Below are 18429 nucleotides of genomic sequence, written 5' to 3'. Positions count from 1 at the left end.
TCTTGGTGCCGGGTGGTGTGGAGCCGAATGCGGTGGTGGTGCCGGTGGATGGGACCGGTGAGGTGTGTGTGTCGTCGTTGGTGGAGGCCGATGTGGTGGTGGATGTGTCGGCGTGGTTCGAGTCGGGTGTGGGGTCGGCAGCCGCCCGTCTGGTCGACACGAGGATCGGCCTCGGCCCCATCCCACCCCGCTGAGGGAGCGCTCGGTCAGCCGAACCGGCTGGGGTGAGCCCGTCGGACCCGTGCTCCAGTGAAGGTGGGCGAGCGTCGCAGCGGTCGCGGAGGCGGCGAGCTCGGTAGGCGTAGCCCGCAAGTTGACGGCCCGTCGGACCCGTGCTCCAGTGAAGGTGGGCGAGCGTCGAAACGCAGTGGGGACGGCGAGCTCGGTCAGGAACAGCCAGACGATGGTTGTCGGAGGATTGTGCTCCGGCGACGGTGGGGCGAGCGCCGGAGCGAAGCGCCAGCGCAGCGGAGGCGGTGAGCTCGGTCGGCGCAGCCGGATCCGACGTGGTCGGTGTCCTGTTGCTCCGGTGACGGTGGGGCGAGCGCCGGAGCGAAGCGCCAGCGCAGCGGAGGCGGTGAGCTCGGTCGGCGCAGCCGGATCCGACGTGGTCGGTCCGGCGAAGCCCGATCGACTACGTGGTGTAGTCGGCGTTGATGCGCACGTAGCCGTCGGTGAGGTCGCAGCCGTACACCGTGGCGGCGCCCGACCCGATGCCGAGGCTCACGTGGATCGGCACGACGTCGCTGCGCATCTCGTCGGAGAGTGCGGCGAGCGCGGCGTCGTCGACCGGGGTCGGGTAGACCTCGGTGCCGCAGAACGCGATGACGACGCGGTCCTGATCGATGTCGAGGTCGTCGCTGCACTTGCCGACGGCCATGGCGACGCGCCCCCAGTTCGGGTCGGCGCCGTGGACGGCGGTCTTGACCAGTGGCGAGTTGACGATGCTCTTGGCGACCCGCTTCGCCTGCCGGTGGTCACGGGCGCCGTCGACGATGACCTCGATGAGGGTCTCGGCACCCTCGCCGTCGAGGGCGATCATCTTCGTGAGGTCGAGGCAGACCTGCTCGAGTGCAGTTGCGAACGCGTGCGCGTCGACCGGCCCGGCGGCGCCGCTGGCGAGGACGACCGCGGTGTCGCTCGTCGAGGTGTCGGTGTCGATGCTCACGCAGTTGAACGTCCGGTCGACGGCGGCTCGGAACGTGGTGTCGAGCTCGTCGGGCGACACGTCGGCGTCGGTGCACACGACGGCGATCATGGTGGCCATGTCGGGCTCGATCATGCCGACGCCCTTTGCGATGCCGACCACCCGCGCGTTGCTGCCGGCGACGGTGGTCTCGGCGACCTTCGGCACCGTGTCGGTGGTCATGATGCCGGCGGCGGCATCGTCGGCCGATCGGCCGTGCGGTGCGGCAGGGATCGCCCGGATGCCCGCCCTGATGCGGTCCATCGGGTAGCGACGCCCGATGACGCCGGTCGACGCGACCAGCACGTCGGCTGGCTCGCATCCCAGCCGGCCCGCGACGCCGTCGACGAGCTCGGTTGCGTCGTCGGTACCGGTCGGCCCGTTCGCGACGTTGGCGTTCTTCGAGACGATCACGATCGCCCGTGCCCTGCGGTCGGCGAGGTGGGAGCGGCTGATCTCGACGCTGGGCCCCACGAAGCGGCTGCGCGTGAAGACGCCGGCCGCGGGGACGGGCCGGTCGGCCGTGATGACGACGAAGTCGTCGGTGTGGTCCTTGACCCCGACGTTGGCCACGTGGGCCGCGAAGCCGTCGGGCAGCTCGGTCACGCCGGCGTCGATGCCCGGTCGTCGAGCGCGGCCCGGATCTTGCCGAAGATCGACGCCAACGCCTCGACGTCCGCGCGGTCGAGGTGGTCGAAGATGTGTCGACGGACGCTGTCGACGTGTGTCGGCGCGGCCTCGACGAGGTGTCGCCGGCCCGCGTCGGTGAGCACCGCCATCATCACGCGCCGGTCGGCCTCGGAGCCCCGGCGCTCGACCCAGCTGGCCCGTACGAGACCGTCGAGGCGACGGGTGAGCCCGCTGGGTGAGAGCTGGAGCATGTCGGCGAGATCGCACATGCGGAGTGCATGGCCATCGACCTCGGACAGGTAGACGAGCACCTGGTAGTCGCCGAGCGTGAGATCGTGCGTGGCGAGATCGGCCTCGAGCGCACCCATCAGGTCGACCTGCGTCTCGATGAACGCCCGCCAGCCAGCCATCTCGGTATCGTCGAGCCAGGCGGTGCGGGCGCTCACGCTCCCATCCTAAGCAGGGATTCGGCGCATCGACGGCCCGAGTACAGCGCCCCCTGGATCGAGGCGGTGTCGCGGTGATCGCCGCACACGAACAAGCCGTCGGCGACGTGCTGCGACCGCTTGGGGGCGAACGGCGGGCGCTGCGCCGGCTGTCCGTGTGCGATCCGGTAGGCGCGGATCACTCGCCACTCGTCGACCTGTGCGCCCCACCACTCGCGGAACGTCCTCCTCGCGGTGGCCTCGATGTCGCCGTCGGTCGCACCCGGCAGTGCGGCGACGACGAGGTGGCGGCCCGGCGGTGCGTACGACGGCGCGACGTTCGACATGACCGCCGCATTGAGCACGTCGCCACCGTGGCCGTCGAGCACGACCAGGCGGTCGGTGGTCGGCGGCTCAGGAGCGTCGAAGTAGACGGCGGCGACCGACTTCGACTCGACCGGTGGGAGGTCCAGCAATTCGGCCGCCACCGGGCCCTCGCAGGCGACGACGACGGCGTCGGCCGTGATCGCACCGTCGTCGGTCTCGACGACGCCGGCGCGCACGCCGCGCGCGGCTCGCCCGAGCTCGACGGCGCCGTCCGGCAGACGGGCCACCAGCTGATCGGGAATCGACTGCATGCCGCGTGCCGGAACGGCCGAGTCGCCATCGGCGAGCGTGCGGAAGATGACGTCGAACATCCGCCGCGACGTCGTGAGGGCCGGGTCGAGCTGGATCCCGCCGAAGAGCGGGGAGAAGAAGCGATCGATCGTCCGCTGCGAGAAGCCGAGCTCGCGCAGGACGTCGATCGTCGGCCGATCCTCGCGGCGCAGCAGCTGCGCCGCATGCACCGAGCGAACCGAGCGGCGGAGCCGGGCGACTCTCAGCTTGTCGAACATCGTGGCGGCGGGGCTGCGTGCGGAGTCGACCAGCCGCTTCGGTGCTCGGAAGGGGTCGGCGATGACGGAGCTACGGGCCCCGAGTTGGACCCGCGCACCCGGTTCGAACCGGCGGAGCTCGAGCGCGTCGAGGTCGAGCTGGCGGTGGGCTTCCGGGTACGCGGTCAGCAACACCTGGAACCCGCGGTCGAGGAGGAAGCCGTCGACGGCATCGGTTCGAACGCGTCCGCCGGCTCGGTCACCGGCCTCGAGCAACCGAACCGCGGCCCCGGCGTCGTGGAGGGTGGTCGCGCATGCGAGGCCGGCGAGGCCGGCGCCGACGATGACGACGTCGAGGTCGTTGCTCACCGGGTCAGGATCGCACGCAGCGCCCCGAGGAGCTCGGGATGCTCGAACGCGAAGCCGTCCTCGACGAGGACGCTGGGCGCAACCCGCTGGCTGCTGAACAGCAGCGCCTCGGCGAGGTCGCCGCCGAGCACCAGCTTCGGTCCGAACGTGGGCACCGGGAGGAACGACGGCCGCCCGAGGGCCTTGCCCAGCGTCTTCGCGAAGTCGGCGTTGCGGACGGGTTCGGGAGCGGTCAGGTTGACCGGGCCGCTGATGCCGCTGGTGAGCAGGTGTTCGATCGCTCGCACCTCGTCGTCGATCGAGATCCAGCTCATCCACTGTCGCCCGTTGCCGAACCGACCGCCGAGCCCGAGCCGGAACAGGGGCAGCATCTTCTTCAGCGCACCGCCCTCCCGACTCAGCACGATGCCCGTCCGGATGTGAGCGACCCGGATGCCCGCCGCCTCGGCGGGCGCCGTGGCGGCCTCCCACGCCCGGCAGATGTCTGCGAGGAAGCCGTCGCCGGAGGACGAGGCCTCGTCGAGCTGTTCGTCGTCGCGATCGCCGTAGACACCGATGGCCGAACCGCTGATCAGCACGCGTGGACCGTCGGCTGCGGCCATCGCCTCGGCGAGCAGTTTCGTGCTGTCGACGCGGCTGTCGAGCAGCGTGCGGCGGTACTCATCCGTCCAGCGGTGATCGCCGATCCCGGCCCCGGCGAGGTGGACGACGGCGTCGAGTCCGGCGAGCGCGCCCGGGTCGAGATCGCCCTTCGTGGGGTCCCACGAGATCTCTCCCGCGCCGGCGGCGCGGCGGACGATCCGTGTGGTCTGGTGGCCCCCGGCGCGGAGATGCTCGAGCAGCGCGCTCCCGATCAGGCCGGACGATCCGGTGACACCGATGTGCATGAGAGGTGACGCTAGGGGCTCGGCGGCCCCGCCGCTCGACGCAGCCGGGGTCCGGCCGGGTCAAGCTCCGTCCACCGCGTGCCGATATCCCAGGGCAGCGGGCTCGTGCCCGAGAGACGGCCGTACCCGGCCACGAGGATTGGATAGCGTCGACGCCATGCCGGATGACTCCCCCTGGATGCCGCCCTCGGATGAGAGCGCATCCACGCCCGCGCAACCCCAACCCCCCGCACTGCCGTCGCCGTGGGCGCCCGGCGGCCAGGGTGCCGTGCCGCCGCCCGCGCCCGTCTCGCCTCCACCGGCCGCAACACCGCCGCCCCCACCCGTCGCCGCCCCCGCGCCGCCTGCCGGCCCGCAGCCGGCCACGACCACGGCTCAGCCGGCGCAGCCCGGCTTCCCTGGTGTCACGACGACCGTCGAGACCGGACCGCCCGCTCCCGGGCCGAGCCGTTCGAAGTGGTTCGTCGGTGGAGCAGTCGTCGCCGGCCTCGCCATCGTCGGTGCCGGCGTCTTCGCGGGCACCAACCTCGTCCGACCCGCTCAGAGCGGCAACGAGACGGCCGACGAGCTCGGTTTCGAACTGCTCTCCGCCATCGAGAACGAGGACCTCCTCGGTGTCGTCGACGTGCTGTTGCCGGGTGAGAGGGAGGCGTTCAGGGGCCCGTTGGTCGACGTCGTGTCCGAGCTCACCCGCCTCGAGATCCTCTCGCCCGACGCCGACCTGTCGCAGATCCTCGGCGTCGACATCACGTTCGAGGGCGAGAGCGTCGAGGTGCGCTCGACCAACGTGCCCGACATCGTCAACGTCGACCTGCGCGCCGACGCGACGATCACGGTCGATGGTGCCGACCTCCCGATCGGTTCGCTGATCACCGACAACATGCCGTCGGACATGCTGACCGAGCTGCGCGGGTCGCGTGCGACCGACACCGATGTGCTCGACATCACGCTGACGGCCGTCGAGCGCGACGGCCGCTGGTACTTCAGCGCGTTCCATTCGATCGCCGAGGCGGCCCGCCAGGAGATCTCGCCGGGGAGCAGGATCCCGCTCGACGGCGTCGGCTCCGACCCGGCCGACTCGCCCGAGGCGGCGTTCGATCAGCTGCTCGATCGGGTCGAGGCGCTGGACCTCACCGGCATGATCCGCACACTCAACCCCGGGGAAGCGGCCGCGCTGCAGCGCTACGCGCCGCTCTTCGTCGAGGACGGCCAGGCGGTGCTCGACGAGGTCCCGCTGCGGTGGCAGATCACCGAGCGTCGGTTCAGCGTCGACGAGGACGGTGACAGCGCCACGGTCTTCCTCGAGGCGATCGCCATCGAAGGGACCCTGGACGGTGCGTCGTTCACGTTCAGCTCCGACGGCAACTGCGTCAGCCTCACCGCGGAGGGCGAGACGTTCGAGCAGTGCGGCGACACGACGGCCGAGCTCGACGAGGTGCTCGGCGAGGCGCCGGCGCTCGAGCACCTGCTCGACACCATCACCGAGGCCTTCTCCGACATCGAGCCGGTCGGCATCGAGATGCAGCGGTTCGAGGACGGCTGGTACGTGAGCCCGACCAACACCGTGAGCGAGGCGATGCTCGCCGTGCTCCGTGCGCTCGACCGCCAGGAGATCGACGACATCGTCGCCGCCGCCGAGCCGGCGTTCGAGGAGGTCTTCGGCTCGCTGTTCGATCTCGACGGCGTGTTCTCGACGTCCGATCCGTTCGACCTCACGACGCCCGGCGGCGTGATCCTCGACGATCCGACGATCGACGACCTGTTCGCGAACGACGTGTTCTCGGATGACGTGTCCCCGGACGACGTGCTCACCGGCGAGGGCGACTATGGCTGGTTCGAGGAGGGCGTCGACGACGAGGGCTACTTCGAGTGCTACGACCTCCGCGACGCGACCGAGGCCGCAACCTGCTTCCAGGGGTACGTCGACCGCGGCGAGATGGACGAGACGTTCGTGCCGATCGAGCTCCGCTTCGCCGAGTGTGGGTACGCCGACGTCACGTGGAGCGGCGAGCTGTACTCGCTGTCCGACGATGAGTTCATCGCCCGGGCCGAGTCGGCGCGGGCGTGCTTCCTCGAGAAGGTCGACCAGGGCCTCGTCGAGATGTGGGAGCTCCCGACCGAGATCGCCCACCTCGAGTGCTTCGAGGGTCGGAACTGGTACACGGTGTACGACGACGCCGACTACGACCGGCGTCACGAAGCGTGCCTCGAGGCGGCCTACGGCGCGATCGAGGGCTGATCGGCCGCGAGTCCGAGGCCGAAGCCGGCCGGAGCCGCTGGCTCGGCCACGTGCGCAGCCCGATCAGGCCAGCGCGTCGCTGATGAGCGAGTCGAGCAGCGCTTCGTCCGCGGCGCCGAACAAGGTCTGCACCTCGCCGTCGGGGAGGACGAGCGCGAAGGCCGGCTGCGTGGGCACCTCGAATCGGGTGAACACCTCGGCTGCGGAGTCGTTGATCTGCGGGAACGTCAACGAGTAGCGATCGACGAAGTCCTCGTACTGGCTCTCATTGCCGCTCCAGGCGACGCCGACGAACTCGGCCTGACCGGCCCATCGTTGTGCGGCCTCCTCGACCGAGGGGGCTTCTCGATTGCAGGTGCTTCACCACGGTGCCCAGAACCACAGCAGCACCGGCCGGCCGGCGAGTGCGGCGACGTCGATGTCGCCACCCCCGACGAGGGACGCCGAGAACTGGAGCGCCTCGGGAACGTCGCCGGCGGGCACGACGGCGCCCGCTTCATCGGCGGCCGCGGTCGTCGCAGGGGCGGCGGGTGCCGCCGTCTCGGCCACGTCGTCGGCGGCCGACGGCGTCGATGCGTCGTCGGAGGTGCCGCCGCAGGCGACCAGGATCCCGGCGAATGCGAGGGGAAGGAGCCGCCGGAACATGGGGGGCATCGTACCGTCGCGTCGTGCGCGACTCCGGTCGGCGCCGGCGGTTTCGTGATTGTTCAGCGTTCCGGTTGGCCGCCGGGTGGGTGGCGCCCCCACTCGATCTCGTCGGGGGTGAGCGCATCCGCGTCGCCGCGGAAGTCCTTCAGCCTTCGCTCGACGAGTGGGATCGGTTGATGATGGCGCGTCCGGTCGCGCTCGGAGACGAACAAGCTCGGCGGCAGCCGTCGGTCGAAGGAGTGGTCGTACGCGTCGCTGCTCTCGGCGAGCCGGTCCCAGGCGTCGGAGAAGCCGGCCCCGATCGGCCCCATGACGTCGCGCGCCGATCGCTGGATCGCGGTCGGCACGTGACGAGCGCCGGCGCGACGGGCCGTCCACGCTCTCAGGAATGCCCGGATTCGACCCACTGCATCGCCCCCTCGCACCGGATGGTACCCACCGGGCGCACGGCATGGTCGGTCGAGGTCCCTCCGCCGGGCTCGGCGGGCGTGTCCGGTCGATAGCCTCCGCGACCGATGAAGACCCGCACGCTGATGCTGCTCGCGCTGGGGTGCGGCCTCGCGATCATGCTCGCCGGTGCCGTGTTCCTCTTCCAGCTGGCCTCCCAGGACGACGTCGCCGAGCCGGTGCCGGTCGGCGAGCCCGCTCGAGTCGGTGACATGTCCGTCACCGTCCTCGACGCGGTCGAGCGCGCCGACGAGCTGAGCGTGACGCTGCTCATCGGCGGCGTCGACGACCCGGACGGCGCGCTCGGCTTCCGGCTGATCGCGTCCGGGCGTCCCGTCTCGGCGTCCCCACCGGGCGCGAACGGTTGTGCCGCCACCACGGTCGACGAGCTCGAGTGCCGCGTCGACTTCGACGTCTCCGTGGCCGACGGGAGCTCTCGCGTGCTCTTCTACGAGCGCGGCGACGACCAAGCGCGCTGGGTCCTGAGCTGAGCGCCGCGGTGCCGTTCGGGCCGTGCATTACCCGTGGGTAGCGGCGATACGGTGGCGGCCGTGAGTGACTCGTTCGACCTGGTCGTCATCGGTGGTGGCCCCGGTGGCTACGCCGCCGCCCTCTACGGTGCCTCGGCCGGCCTGCAGGTGGCGCTCGTCGAGAAGGACGCGCTCGGCGGCACGTGCCTCAACCGCGGGTGCATCCCGGCCAAGGCCTTCCTCGAGACAGCGGCCGTCAAGCGCCACGTCGAGCACAGCGCCGAGTTCGGCATCGAGTCGAGCGCGCCGACGGTCGACTTCGCGGTCACGCAACAGCGCAAGCAGAAGATCGTGGCCGGCCTCGTGGGCGGCATCGCTGCGATGTGCAAGGGTCGCAAGGTCGAGGTGTTCAACGGCGTCGGTTCCCTCGGCGCCGACCGCACGGTCTCGGTCGCGCTCGGCGACGGTGGTTCCGCGACCATCACCGGCGCGAACGTGATCCTGGCCACGGGTTCGGTGCCACGGCTGATCCCCAACTTCGAGCGCGGCGGGCCGATCATGACCAGCGACGAGGTGCTCGACCTCGACGCCGTACCCGCTCGGGTCGCCGTGATCGGCGGGGGAGCGATCGGTTGTGAGTTCGCCTCGACGTTCGCCGACCTCGGTGCCGAGGTGACGATCCTCGAGGGTCTGCCGAAGATCCTGCCGGGGCTCGACGCCGATGTCGCCAACGTCGTGGTCCGGAGCTTCAAGAAGAAGAAGATCGACATCCGCACCGGTGTGATGGTCAACGGGCACACGCCCACCGCGTCCGGTGGTACCACCATCCACTACGGCGACGGTGAGTCGGTCGAGGTCGACGCCTGCATCGTCTCGGTGGGTCGCCGGCCGTTCGCCGACCAACTCGGCCTCGACGGCACGTCTGTCGAGGTCGACGACCGCGGCTTCGTCGATGTCGACGAGTACTGCCGCACGGGCGAGCCGAACGTCTATGCCATCGGTGACCTGGTCGACACGCCCCAGCTCGCCCACGTCGGGTACGCCGAAGCGGTCATGGTCGTCAAGCACCTCTTGGGTGAGGCGCCGTTGCCGGTCGACTACGACCGGGTGCCCTGGGCGATCTACTGCCATCCCGAGGTCGCATGGGCGGGCCCGGGCGAGGACGCCGCCAAGGAGGCCGGCGTCGACGTCGTCGTCGGTAAGCACCCGTTCCGGTTCAACAGCCGCGCGCAGATCGTCGGTGAGACCGACGGCATGGTCAAGGTCATCGCCAAGAAGAACGCCGATGGCACGGCGGGCCAGGTGCTCGGCGTCCACATGGTCGGCCCCTGGGTCACCGAGCAGCTCTCGGGCGGCTACCTGGCGGTCAACTGGGAGGCGACCGTCGACGAGGTCGCCGAGTTCATCCAACCGCATCCCAGCATGACGGAGCTGTTTGGTGAGACGATGTTGTCGCTCACCGGCAGGAGCTTCAACGGCTGAGCAACCTCACGATCCACAGGAGCAGATTGAACGACCATGGCTGACGTCACCCTTCCCCAGCTTGGCGAGACCGTCACCGAAGGCACGATCACACAGTGGTTCAAGGCCGTCGGCGACACGATCGCAGCTGACGAACCGCTGTTCGAGGTGTCGACCGACAAGGTCGACACCGAGGTGCCGTCCCCCGTCGCCGGTGTCGTGACCGAGATCCGAGTCCCCGAGGGCGACACGGTCGAGGTGGGCGTCGTGGTCGCAGTCGTCGGCGACACCGGTGCCGAGCCCGCTGCGGCCGCGCCGGCGGCTCCGGCTGCCGAGGCCGCGCCCGAACCCGAACCCCAGCCCGAACCCGAGCCCGCCGCCCCGGCGCCGACGCCCGAGCCCGCACCGGCGGCCTCCGAGCCCGAGCCCGCACCGGCGGCTCCGGCCCCGGTGCCCGCGCCGGCCCGAGCCGCCAACGCGGGTGACAGCCGCCTGCTGTCACCCGTCGTCCGGCGCCTCGTGAACGAGCACGGGCTCGACCCCGACGGCATCACCGGCACCGGGCCGGGTGGTCGGATCACCCGCGAGGACGTGCTCGACCACATCGACGCAGTCGGTGCCCAACCGGCCGCCGCGCCGTCGCCGGCCGCTGCTCCGACGCCACCCTCAGCCGAGCCCGCGCCGGCTGCCACGCCACCACCGGCGGCTCCCGCGCCAACTCCCGCCCCGGCTGCCGCTCCCGTTCCGGCGGCGGCCCCGGTCGCAGCCGCGGGCGAGCGCGACACCGTCGTCAAGCTCTCGAAGATCCGGCGCCTGACGGGTGACCACATGGTGATGAGCAAGTCGACGTCGCCGCACGCGTTCAGCGTCGTCGAGGTCGACTTCGCCAACGTCGATGCGACCCGGGCGGCCGTGAAGGCCGAGTTCAAGGCGGCCGAAGGCTTCAGCCTCACCTACCTGCCGTTCATCACGAGGGCGATCATCGACGGTCTCGCCGAGTTCCCGCACCTCAACGCCAGCGTGAGCGGTGACGACCTCGTCGTGCACGGCTACGTCGACCTCGGCATCGCCGTCGATCTCGATTACGAGGGTCTGCTCGCGCCCGTCGTGCGGAGCGCCGAGACCAAGCGGCTCCGCGCCATCGCCCGCGAGATCAGCGACCTCGCCAACCGCGCTCGCGCCCGCAAGCTGAGCCCCGACGAGATCTCGGGCGGCACGTTCACGATCTCGAACAACGGCTCGGCCGGTTCGGTGTTGACGATGCCGATCATCAACCAGCCCCAGGTCGGCATCATCTCCACCGATGCCATCGTCCGCAGGCCGGTCGTCACCACGACCGAGTTGGGCGCCGAGGCCATCGCCATCCATCCGGTCGGCAACCTGGCGATGAGCTGGGATCACCGCGCCTTCGACGGTGCCTACGCGGCGGGCTTCCTCAAGCGGGTGAAGGAGATCATCGAGACGCGCGACTGGGACGCCGAGCTCTGACATGACGGCGGGCCCCCTCCGCGTCCGGTGGTTGGGGAGGGTGCCGTACCGCGAGGCGCTGGCGGTCCAGGAAGCGTTGTTCGAACACGGCGCCGAGCAACATCTCCTGCTGCTCGAGCACGATCACGTCTTCACGTACGGTCGCCACGCCGACCTCGACACCAACCTCCGGTGCGAGCCGGCGTCGGTCGGCGCCGATCTCGTGCCGGTCACGCGCGGTGGCGACATCACGTACCACGGCCCCGGCCAGCTGGTCGGGTACCCGATCGTCTCGCTGCCCAACGCCAAGGGCTCCCTGGAACACGTCCGATCCGTCGAGGACCTGCTGATCGAGGCGCTCGCCCGACTCGGCGTCGGCGGCGCCGGGCGGCTGCCCGACTATCCCGGCGTGTGGGTCGACGCCGACGGTCCGAACCCGCGCAAGATTGCGGCGATCGGCGTCCGGCTCGCCCGTGGCCGCACGATGCACGGCTTCGCCCTCAACATCGACACCGACATGAGGTTCATGCGCGAGCACATCGTGGCGTGCGGCATCGCGGACCGGCCGGTCACCTCGCTCGCCGAGGAGGGCGTCGACGTCGCGATGCGAGAGGTCGTCGATGTCGTCGCGCAGCTCGCAGCCGCCCGGTGGGGTGCGGGCGCCGTCGAGCGTCAGGACGTCGCGTGGCGCGAGCGGCCGAGCGACCTCGCGCCGTTCTCCCGCGGCGAGGGTCCCGGCGAGCGCGTGACGCCCCGGCCGCGTTCGCACGAGCGCCTGTCGCGGGCCGGCGTCGCCGAGGGTCTCTCGATCGAGAGCCGCAAGCCCGACTGGCTGCGACCGAAGGTCCGCCACGGTCCCGAGGTGCTCGGCCTCCGCAAGACGTTGCGCGAGCTCGAGCTGGTCACCGTCTGCGAAGACGCGGGGTGTCCCAACCTGTCCGACTGCTGGGCCGACGGCACGGCGACCTTCATGGTGCTCGGTGAGCGATGCACGCGGGCCTGCGGCTTCTGCCTGGTCGACACTCGGCGTCCGGTCGAGCCGTCGCCCGACGAGCCCGAACGCGTCGCCGATGCCATCGATCGGCTCGATCTCGATCACGCCGTCCTGACGATGGTCGCTCGCGACGACCTCGACGACGGCGGCATGACACACGTCGCAGCATGTGTCGAGGCGATCCGGCGGCGCCGCCCGGCCACCCGGGTCGAGACGCTGATCTCCGACGTGAAGGGCTCGCGCCAGGCGCTCGGCCGGCTGTTCGACGTCCGGCCCGACGTGCTCAACCACAACCTCGAAACCGTGGCTCGCCTCCAGCGCGCGGTGCGTCCGTCAGCCGGGTACGCCCGCAGCCTCGCCGTGCTGGGGTGGGCCAAGCAGGCCGGGCTCGTGACGAAGTCGAGCGTGATGGTCGGGCTCGGCGAGACCGATGCCGAGCTCGTCGGCGCGCTGGCCGACCTCGCCGCGATCGGCTGCGACATCGTGACCATCGGGCAGTACCTGCGGCCGACGTCGCACCACCTGCCCGTCGCGAGGTGGGTCGAGCCGCACGAGTTCGCGAGATGGAAGCAGATCGGCGAGTCGCTCGGGATCGGCCACGTCGAGGCCGGCCCGCTGACCCGTTCGAGCTACCACGCGAAGCAGGCGGCCGAACAGGTCGGCCCGGTCGCCGTGAGCCTCGCTCGAACCCGCTGAGCCGGGCTCACTCGCGGACGCTGAGCTCGTCGGCGAAGATCATCTCCTCGGCCTGGTCGACCGGCATCGGGCGGGCGAGCAGGAAGCCCTGCGCCCGGTTGCAGCCGCGGGCCTGCAGGTAGTCGAACTGCTCGTCGGTCTCGATCCCCTCGGCGACGACGGTCAGGTTGAGGGTGCGGCCGATCGTCAGGAGTGCCTCGATCACCGTCGAGTCGTACCCGTGCTCGGTGGCCCGGGCGACGAAGCTGCGGTCGATCTTCACCGCGTCGATCGGCAGGTGACGGAGGTAGGTCATCGACGAGTAGCCGGTGCCGAAGTCGTCGACCGCGATCGTGATGCCGCGACCGCGGAGTGCTTCGAGGATCTCCGTGGCTTGGTCGAGATCCTCGAGCAGCTGCGTCTCGGTGAGCTCGAGCTCGAGCATCTGCGGGTCGGCGCCGGTCAGGCTGAGCGCGGCGTCGACGTCGGCGAGCAGGTCGCCCTCGATCAGGTGCCGGCCCGAGATGTTCACCGCGATCCGGCGCCGGACGTCCGGCTGGCGATCACGCCAGTCGACGAGGATGCGACAGACCTTGGTGAGCACCCATCGCTCGATCTCGAACACCAGCGACGATCGCTCGGCGAGCGGGATGAAGTCGCCCGGCGGCACCATGCCGTGGCCGGGCCGGTTCCAGCGAACGAGCGCCTCGGCGCCGTCGATCTTCGACGTCGTCAGGTCGACGGTCGGCTGGAGGTGGAGCACGAGCTCCTCGTTCCGGACTGCATGGCGCAGCGCCAACTCGAGCTCGGCCTCACGGTCGACGCGCTCCTGCATCGTCGCGTCGTAGAACTCGACGCGCCCCCGGCCGTGCTGCTTGGCCTGGTAGACGGCGTTGTCCGCCTGGCGGAGCGCGTCGAGCGCCGACGTGCCCGGCTCGGGGACGGTGACCCCGACGCTGGCCGACAGCACGAAGAGCTGCCCGTCGTAGTTGCGGGGCTGCTCGACCTCGCGGATGATGCGGTGGCCGAGCGCGACCACGTCGGTGGTCTGTGAGAAGTGCTCGCTGACGACGATGAACTCGTCGCCACCGAGTCGGCCGACGAACTCGCCTTCGCGGACCGACTTCGACAGCGTCGCAGCGATGTCGGTGAGGACTCGATCGCCGGCGGCGTGACCCTGTGCGTCGTTGACGCTCTTGAACGAGTCGAGGTCGATGAAGAGGACGGCGATGTTGTCGTCGGCTGCGGCGAGACGTTGGTCGAGGTGCTCGAGCACTGCGAAACGGTTCGGCAGCCCGGTGAGCGCGTCGTGGTTGGCCTGGTAGGCGAGGCGCTCCTCGAATCGGCTGCGCTCGGAGATGTCGTGGGCGATCAACACGCTCACCTGCTCGTGCTCGTCCTCGATGGTGCTGCGGCCGACGAGCACCCTCGGCGGCGCGCCGCTCGCGACCCTCACCGATCCTTCGCCGTCGGTCGTCGACAGGAAGTCGCCGATCGGCCGACCGAGTTGGTCGTCGACGGCGACGCCCGTGAGATCGGCACTGGCCTCGTTGGCCGTGAGGACGATGCCGACCTCGTCGACCGTCCAGATCGCGTCGGCGGCCTTCGACACGATCGCCGATGACATCTGCTCGCTCTGGTGGAGGCGCGTCGTCACATCGGACAGGTTCCGGACCGACTCGCGCATCGAGACCCCGATCGAACCCGGCAGGTCGATGGGACCGTCGAGGTCGTTCGCTGCGAGTCGGTCGATCTCGCCGTTCACGCGGTGGAGCGTCTCGGACATCTCGTTCACGGTCATCGTCAGCGCCCGGATGTCGGCTGGTCCACGAACCGGGAGCGGGTCGGCGTCGAGCACTCCGTTGCTGATGTCGCGCGCCCTGCGGCGCAACCGGCGGATGGGTACGAGCACCGAGTAGAGCACCGTCGCCATCAGCGCGACCGTGGCGACGGCCACGATCGCCAGCAGCGCTGCGGTCCGGTCGACGCGTGCCTCTGCGGCGTCCGACTCGGCCTGCGCCCCGACGGCGACGCCTTCGTTGAAGTCGGTCGTGAACTGTCCGAGCGCGTCGGCATACTCGACGAACGCGAGGAGTGACTCGCCGATGCCGGCGATGATCGACGGTTCGGCGGTGAGGTCGGCGTCGAGGGACTCGGGGAAGTCGAGTTCGGTCGCGGTGAGCGCCGTGTATCGCGTACGGAGGTCTCGGAGTGCGCCTCGCTCGTCAGAGGTGAGGGTCGCTTCGAAGCGGCTCAGGCTCTCGCCGTGGAGCGCCAGCGCGACCGCGCGTTGGTTGCCGGTGTCGTCACCGTCCCCACCCCAGCCGTACAGCACGTTGTCGAGGAGTGCGTCGCCGTACGAGCCGGCCGAGACCATCACGCCGGCGAGCTCCTCGAGTTGCCGGGCGGACGATTCGAGGCTCGATGCGTCGATGCCCGCGTTGACCGCGAGCGCTTCGCCGAGCAGCTCGTAGAGGTCGTCGAACACCGCACGGATGTCGGCTGGCGCTGCGCGGCTCTCAGCACTCAGCTGGCGCTGGACGTCGAGTGCACCGCGGACGCGGTTGAGTTGATCGCCGAGCAGGGTGCCGTCGTCGAGCTGCACGAACCGGTGTCCACGCTGGAGCTCGTCGAGCGCGTTCTCGAACTCGACCAGGTTGGTCTCGTACGTCGTCTCGAAGTCGATCCCGACGAACGACACGATGACGTCGCGCGGGAAGCCGAGTGCATCGACGCGGCCGAGACCCTCGAGGGCGACCTGCTCGAGCTGGGCGGTCGGGAAGACGGCGGCAACGTCCTGCTGAAGCTCGACGGCGTCGGCGACGGCCACGGCACGATCGGCTGCCGCCCATTCCGACTGGATCCGCTGCACCGCGAGGATGCCCAGTGCGACACTGGGGACGAGGACGAGGAGCGACAGCCGCGCCGCAAGTGACGCGCCGCGGTACCGCAGTGTGGTCATCACGCCTGTTCATCGGCATGAACGCCGATGATCTTGACCGCATGCAGACGGGCCGGGTCAGGTCTCGAGCGGCAGCAGAGCTCGGGCCGCCTCCTCGAGGTGCGCCGTCCACGCGGCGGTGGTGCCCGGTTCGTCGATCGGAAGGACGACGAACTTCGTGGTGCCGACCTCGACGAAGTCGGCGATCAGTCTCCGCAGCGCCTCCCAGCTGGTCGGGACGAGAGCGGCGGGGTCGAGGTCGGGACGGCGCTTGGCGAGCTGGGCGAGCAGTGGGTCGGGAACCCCGGTCAACGAGTACGGGATCAGGACGCCGTAGTGGTCTGCCTCGATCTCGCGGCCATGCTCCTCGCAGACCTGTTCGATCACGGTGCGCCCGGCCGCGGCGTCGGCGGGCGTCACGAACGAGGGCAGCCAGCCGTCGGCGAGCCGCCCGACCCGTTTCAGCTCGCTCGGGGCGTACCCGCCGAGCCAGACGTCCATCCGTGCCGGTACGGGTCGGACGGTGACGCCGTCGTAGTCGTAGCGGCGGCCGTGGTGAACCACCGGTTCGCCGGTCCAGCACTGCCGCATGACCGCCAGCGACTCGTCGAACCAGGCGGCGCGTTCGGTCCGTTCCACGCCGAACGCCTGCTGCTCGACCGGGTGGACCTGCCCGAGCCCGAACGCCGGCAGCAGGCGCCCGGCGGACATCGTCGAGAGGCTGGCGAGTGCCTTCGCGAGCACGATCGGGTTGCGGCCCGGCAGCACCATCACGCTCATGCCGAACTTGAGGCGGGTCGTGCGACCGGCGCCGTAGGCCATGGCGACCAACGGGTCGGGGGCCGCTGCCCCGATCCGCTCGGAGACCCACAGGCTGTCGAACGACAGGCGCTCGAGCTCGTCGACGACGTGGCCGAATCGCTCGTCGTGCAGGTTCGTGCGGGTGCCGAGGCCGAACCCGATGCGGACCTTCACGGCCGGCCCGGCTCGGAGCAGCGATGTCGGATCGTGAACGCGGCCATGCCGCGATCGTCTCACACGGCGATCGTGGTCAGCCGACCGTGTGCCGGTTCGGCACGACCGTGACGCGGTGCCGCGCGGGTCGCCGCACGGCCTGCGCCACACGCCCGGTCTGCACCCAGCTCGCCGAGAAGCCGACGACGATCACGGTCAGCACGAGCGCCGTTGCGGACACCTCGCCGATCGAACCGAGGACGAGCGTGACGATCGCAGCCACGGCGCTCACGACGGCTGCCAGCCGCACCGCTGCTCCGAGTGTTGCCCGCCGAACTTCCATGCCACGTGTGTAGTCGCGACGCGAGTCGTCGCGTCGGCGAATTGGCCGACTGCGCGCGAATGTCGCGACACCTGACACCAAACGGTCACGAGCGTCACGAGATCGCGCGTCGCCCCGACACGGAGCGCGGCGAGCCCTTGCCGGTCCCTTGACGATCCGGCTCCGACGACCAGGGCTCCGCGGTGCGTGGTGTGCATCTCGCCGACAGTTCGCGTCGCGCCGCGGCGGTGGGCGGGCGCCAAAGCGCAGCGGAGGCAGCGAGCTCGAGAGGCGCAGCCGATCCGGCTCGGCCGGTCGGCGAAGCCCGATCATTCAGCCGAGCCAACGACTGAGCCGGGTCAGCACGCGGTAGCGACGCCCGGTCGCGAACGAGCGGTCGGCGGCGATCCGGCCGATGCCCGTCGACAGGGTCGGGTAGATGTGCACGAGGTCGGAGAGCTCGTCGAGGCCGACGCCGAACCTGATGGCGGTGGCCAGCTCGTGGATGAGCTCGCCGGCCGCGGGCGCCAGTGCGTGCGCGCCGACGATGCGATCCTTGACCGACACGACGATGAACAGACCATCGGTGGTGCCGTCGGCTCGGGCACGGTCGTTGTGGGCGAGCTCGTGGCGGTGAACGGTGACCGACGTGCGCCCGTAGCGCTCGCGTGCCTCGGATGCGGTCAGGCCGACGTGGGCCAGTTCGGGTTCGGTGAACGTGCACCACGGCACGAGCTGCGGAGGTGCGCCGCGGCCCGGGAAGAACATGTCGCGCACGGCGAGCACCGCGTCGTGCGCCGCGGCGTGCGTGAACAGCGGTCGACCGGCCGCAGCGTCGCCGACCACGTAGATGCTCGGCACCAGCGTCCGGTTGCGTCCGTCGACCTCGACACCCGCCGGGCTGACCGGTATGCCGAAGCGATCGAGGCCGAGGGGCTCGACGTTCGCGGCCCGGCCGGTGGCGACGACGACGCCGGCGGCCGCGAACTCCTCGTCGTCGGTCTCGACGACGACACCGCTGCGGGAGGCGCGGACGGCCGTTGCGCCGGTCGAGAGGCGGACGTCGACCCCTTCCGCACGGAGGATCTGAACGAGCCGGTCGGCGAGCTCGGGCTCGTCGCGGGGCACCAACCGCGGTGCGGCCTCGAGCACCGTCGTCGGAACCCCGAGGCGGACCATCGACTGCGCCATCTCGACCGCGATCGGGCCGCCGCCGATCATCACGAGCGAGTCGGGCGGCCGGTCGAGCTCGAAGATGGTCTCGCTGGTGATGAACGGGACTTCGGCCAGCCCGGGGATCGGCGGGATCGCCGGCCGGCTCCCCGTGCAGACCAGCACGAAGCGGGTGTCGATCTCGCGGACCCCGGGCTGGCCGAAGTCCCGTTCATCACCAGCGAGACCATCTTCGAGCTCGACCGGCCGCCCGACTCGCTCGTGAT

Annotated in this window: 16 protein-coding genes and 1 pseudogene; 6 read left to right on the top strand and 11 right to left on the bottom strand. The window is 70.6% G+C overall.

The window, feature by feature from the left end; all coding sequences use genetic code 11:
- The coding region (locus tag QNJ12_RS18590) for a hypothetical protein (protein ID WP_300624917.1) at window positions 1–194 on the top strand (194 nt) is incomplete at its 5' end.
- Between the two features lie 440 nt (window positions 195–634).
- Here the strand turns inward: QNJ12_RS18590 and argJ are convergent.
- The 4 genes from argJ to QNJ12_RS18570 are packed head-to-tail and all read right to left on the bottom strand — an operon-like array spanning window position 635 to window position 4372.
- Complete coding sequence (gene argJ, locus QNJ12_RS18585) at window positions 635–1792, bottom strand: bifunctional glutamate N-acetyltransferase/amino-acid acetyltransferase ArgJ (RefSeq protein WP_300624915.1); 1158 nt, start codon at window positions 1790–1792, stop codon at window positions 635–637.
- Window positions 1789–2262 (bottom strand): MarR family transcriptional regulator, encoded by a 474-nt coding sequence (locus QNJ12_RS18580; RefSeq protein ID WP_300624913.1) that lies wholly within the window; start codon window positions 2260–2262, stop codon window positions 1789–1791. Before QNJ12_RS18580 ends, argJ begins: the two co-directional genes overlap by 4 nt.
- Window positions 2259–3485 carry an NAD(P)/FAD-dependent oxidoreductase gene (locus QNJ12_RS18575; protein WP_300624911.1) on the bottom strand — a complete coding sequence of 409 codons (1227 nt, stop codon included), beginning with the start codon at window positions 3483–3485 and terminating at the stop codon, window positions 2259–2261. Before QNJ12_RS18575 ends, QNJ12_RS18580 begins: the two co-directional genes overlap by 4 nt.
- Window positions 3482–4372, bottom strand: coding sequence for a TIGR01777 family oxidoreductase (locus tag QNJ12_RS18570; protein ID WP_300624910.1), 891 nt, complete (start codon window positions 4370–4372; stop codon window positions 3482–3484). The genes QNJ12_RS18575 and QNJ12_RS18570 overlap by 4 nt, the downstream gene beginning before the upstream one ends.
- Before the next feature lie 157 nt (window positions 4373–4529).
- Here QNJ12_RS18570 and QNJ12_RS18565 point away from each other — a divergent pair, with 157 nt between their 5' ends.
- Complete coding sequence (locus tag QNJ12_RS18565) at window positions 4530–6611, top strand: hypothetical protein (protein WP_300624908.1); 2082 nt, start codon at window positions 4530–4532, stop codon at window positions 6609–6611.
- A 63-nt stretch (window positions 6612–6674) separates the two neighbouring features.
- On the opposite strand, the pseudogene QNJ12_RS18560 reads toward QNJ12_RS18565, so the two are convergent.
- The 3 genes and pseudogenes from QNJ12_RS18560 to QNJ12_RS18550 all read right to left on the bottom strand — a co-directional run.
- Window positions 6675–6956: pseudogene (locus tag QNJ12_RS18560) on the bottom strand (TlpA family protein disulfide reductase); the annotation flags it as partial.
- 15 nt (window positions 6957–6971) lie between these two features.
- The gene (locus tag QNJ12_RS18555) at window positions 6972–7256 is read right to left on the bottom strand and encodes a hypothetical protein (protein WP_300624906.1); all 285 of its coding nucleotides are present in this window, start codon (window positions 7254–7256) and stop codon (window positions 6972–6974) included.
- A gap of 62 nt (window positions 7257–7318) precedes the next feature.
- On the bottom strand, window positions 7319–7606 hold the full coding sequence (locus QNJ12_RS18550; RefSeq protein ID WP_300624904.1) for a hypothetical protein: 288 nt from the start codon (window positions 7604–7606) through the stop codon (window positions 7319–7321).
- A 168-nt stretch (window positions 7607–7774) separates the two neighbouring features.
- Between QNJ12_RS18550 and QNJ12_RS18545 the strand changes: the two genes are divergently transcribed.
- The 4 genes from QNJ12_RS18545 to lipA are packed head-to-tail and all read left to right on the top strand — an operon-like array spanning window position 7775 to window position 12794.
- Complete coding sequence (locus QNJ12_RS18545) at window positions 7775–8197, top strand: hypothetical protein (RefSeq protein WP_300624902.1); 423 nt, start codon at window positions 7775–7777, stop codon at window positions 8195–8197.
- Window positions 8198–8257: 60 nt separating this feature from the next.
- On the top strand, window positions 8258–9658 hold the full coding sequence (lpdA, locus tag QNJ12_RS18540; protein WP_300624900.1) for a dihydrolipoyl dehydrogenase: 1401 nt from the start codon (window positions 8258–8260) through the stop codon (window positions 9656–9658).
- Between the two features lie 36 nt (window positions 9659–9694).
- Window positions 9695–11125, top strand: a complete 1431-nt coding sequence (locus tag QNJ12_RS18535) for a dihydrolipoamide acetyltransferase family protein (RefSeq protein ID WP_300624898.1) — start codon at window positions 9695–9697, stop codon at window positions 11123–11125.
- 1 nt (window position 11126) lies between these two features.
- Entirely contained in the window at window positions 11127–12794 is a 1668-nt protein-coding gene (lipA, locus tag QNJ12_RS18530) for a lipoyl synthase (protein ID WP_300624896.1), read from the top strand.
- 7 nt (window positions 12795–12801) lie between these two features.
- Here the strand turns inward: lipA and QNJ12_RS18525 are convergent, their stop codons facing one another.
- From QNJ12_RS18525 to QNJ12_RS18510, 4 genes are all read right to left on the bottom strand, one after another.
- Window positions 12802–15735 (bottom strand): EAL domain-containing protein, encoded by a 2934-nt coding sequence (locus QNJ12_RS18525; RefSeq protein WP_300624894.1) that lies wholly within the window; start codon window positions 15733–15735, stop codon window positions 12802–12804.
- A 57-nt stretch (window positions 15736–15792) separates the two neighbouring features.
- Entirely contained in the window at window positions 15793–16689 is an 897-nt protein-coding gene (locus QNJ12_RS18520; protein WP_300624892.1) for a TIGR03854 family LLM class F420-dependent oxidoreductase, read from the bottom strand.
- Between the two features lie 76 nt (window positions 16690–16765).
- Window positions 16766–17011, bottom strand: coding sequence for a hypothetical protein (locus tag QNJ12_RS18515; RefSeq protein WP_300624891.1), 246 nt, complete (start codon window positions 17009–17011; stop codon window positions 16766–16768).
- A 312-nt stretch (window positions 17012–17323) separates the two neighbouring features.
- Window positions 17324–18429: NAD(P)/FAD-dependent oxidoreductase (locus QNJ12_RS18510; protein WP_300624890.1), on the bottom strand; the 1106-nt coding region annotated here is incomplete at its 5' end.

Source organism: Ilumatobacter sp. (genome assembly GCF_030065885.1).
Taxonomy (GTDB): domain Bacteria; phylum Actinomycetota; class Acidimicrobiia; order Acidimicrobiales; family Ilumatobacteraceae; genus Ilumatobacter.
The sequence above is the reverse complement of the archived record's forward strand: the minus strand, read 5'-3'. Positions and strand labels throughout refer to the sequence as shown.

What these genes read in the sequence shown, in the direction of transcription:
- QNJ12_RS18570 (WP_300624910.1), bottom strand. Translation starts at nt 4,372, where the DNA reads ATGCACATCGGTGTCACCGGATCGTCCGGCCTGATCGGGAGCGCGCTG.
- QNJ12_RS18565 (WP_300624908.1), top strand. Translation starts at nt 4,530, where the DNA reads ATGCCGGATGACTCCCCCTGGATGCCGCCCTCGGATGAGAGCGCATCC.
- QNJ12_RS18555 (WP_300624906.1), bottom strand. Translation starts at nt 7,256, where the DNA reads ATGTTCCGGCGGCTCCTTCCCCTCGCATTCGCCGGGATCCTGGTCGCC.
- QNJ12_RS18545 (WP_300624902.1), top strand. Translation starts at nt 7,775, where the DNA reads ATGAAGACCCGCACGCTGATGCTGCTCGCGCTGGGGTGCGGCCTCGCG.
- QNJ12_RS18535 (WP_300624898.1), top strand. Translation starts at nt 9,695, where the DNA reads ATGGCTGACGTCACCCTTCCCCAGCTTGGCGAGACCGTCACCGAAGGC.
- lipA (WP_300624896.1), top strand. Translation starts at nt 11,127, where the DNA reads ATGACGGCGGGCCCCCTCCGCGTCCGGTGGTTGGGGAGGGTGCCGTAC.
- QNJ12_RS18525 (WP_300624894.1), bottom strand. Translation starts at nt 15,735, where the DNA reads ATGACCACACTGCGGTACCGCGGCGCGTCACTTGCGGCGCGGCTGTCG.
- QNJ12_RS18515 (WP_300624891.1), bottom strand. Translation starts at nt 17,011, where the DNA reads ATGGAAGTTCGGCGGGCAACACTCGGAGCAGCGGTGCGGCTGGCAGCC.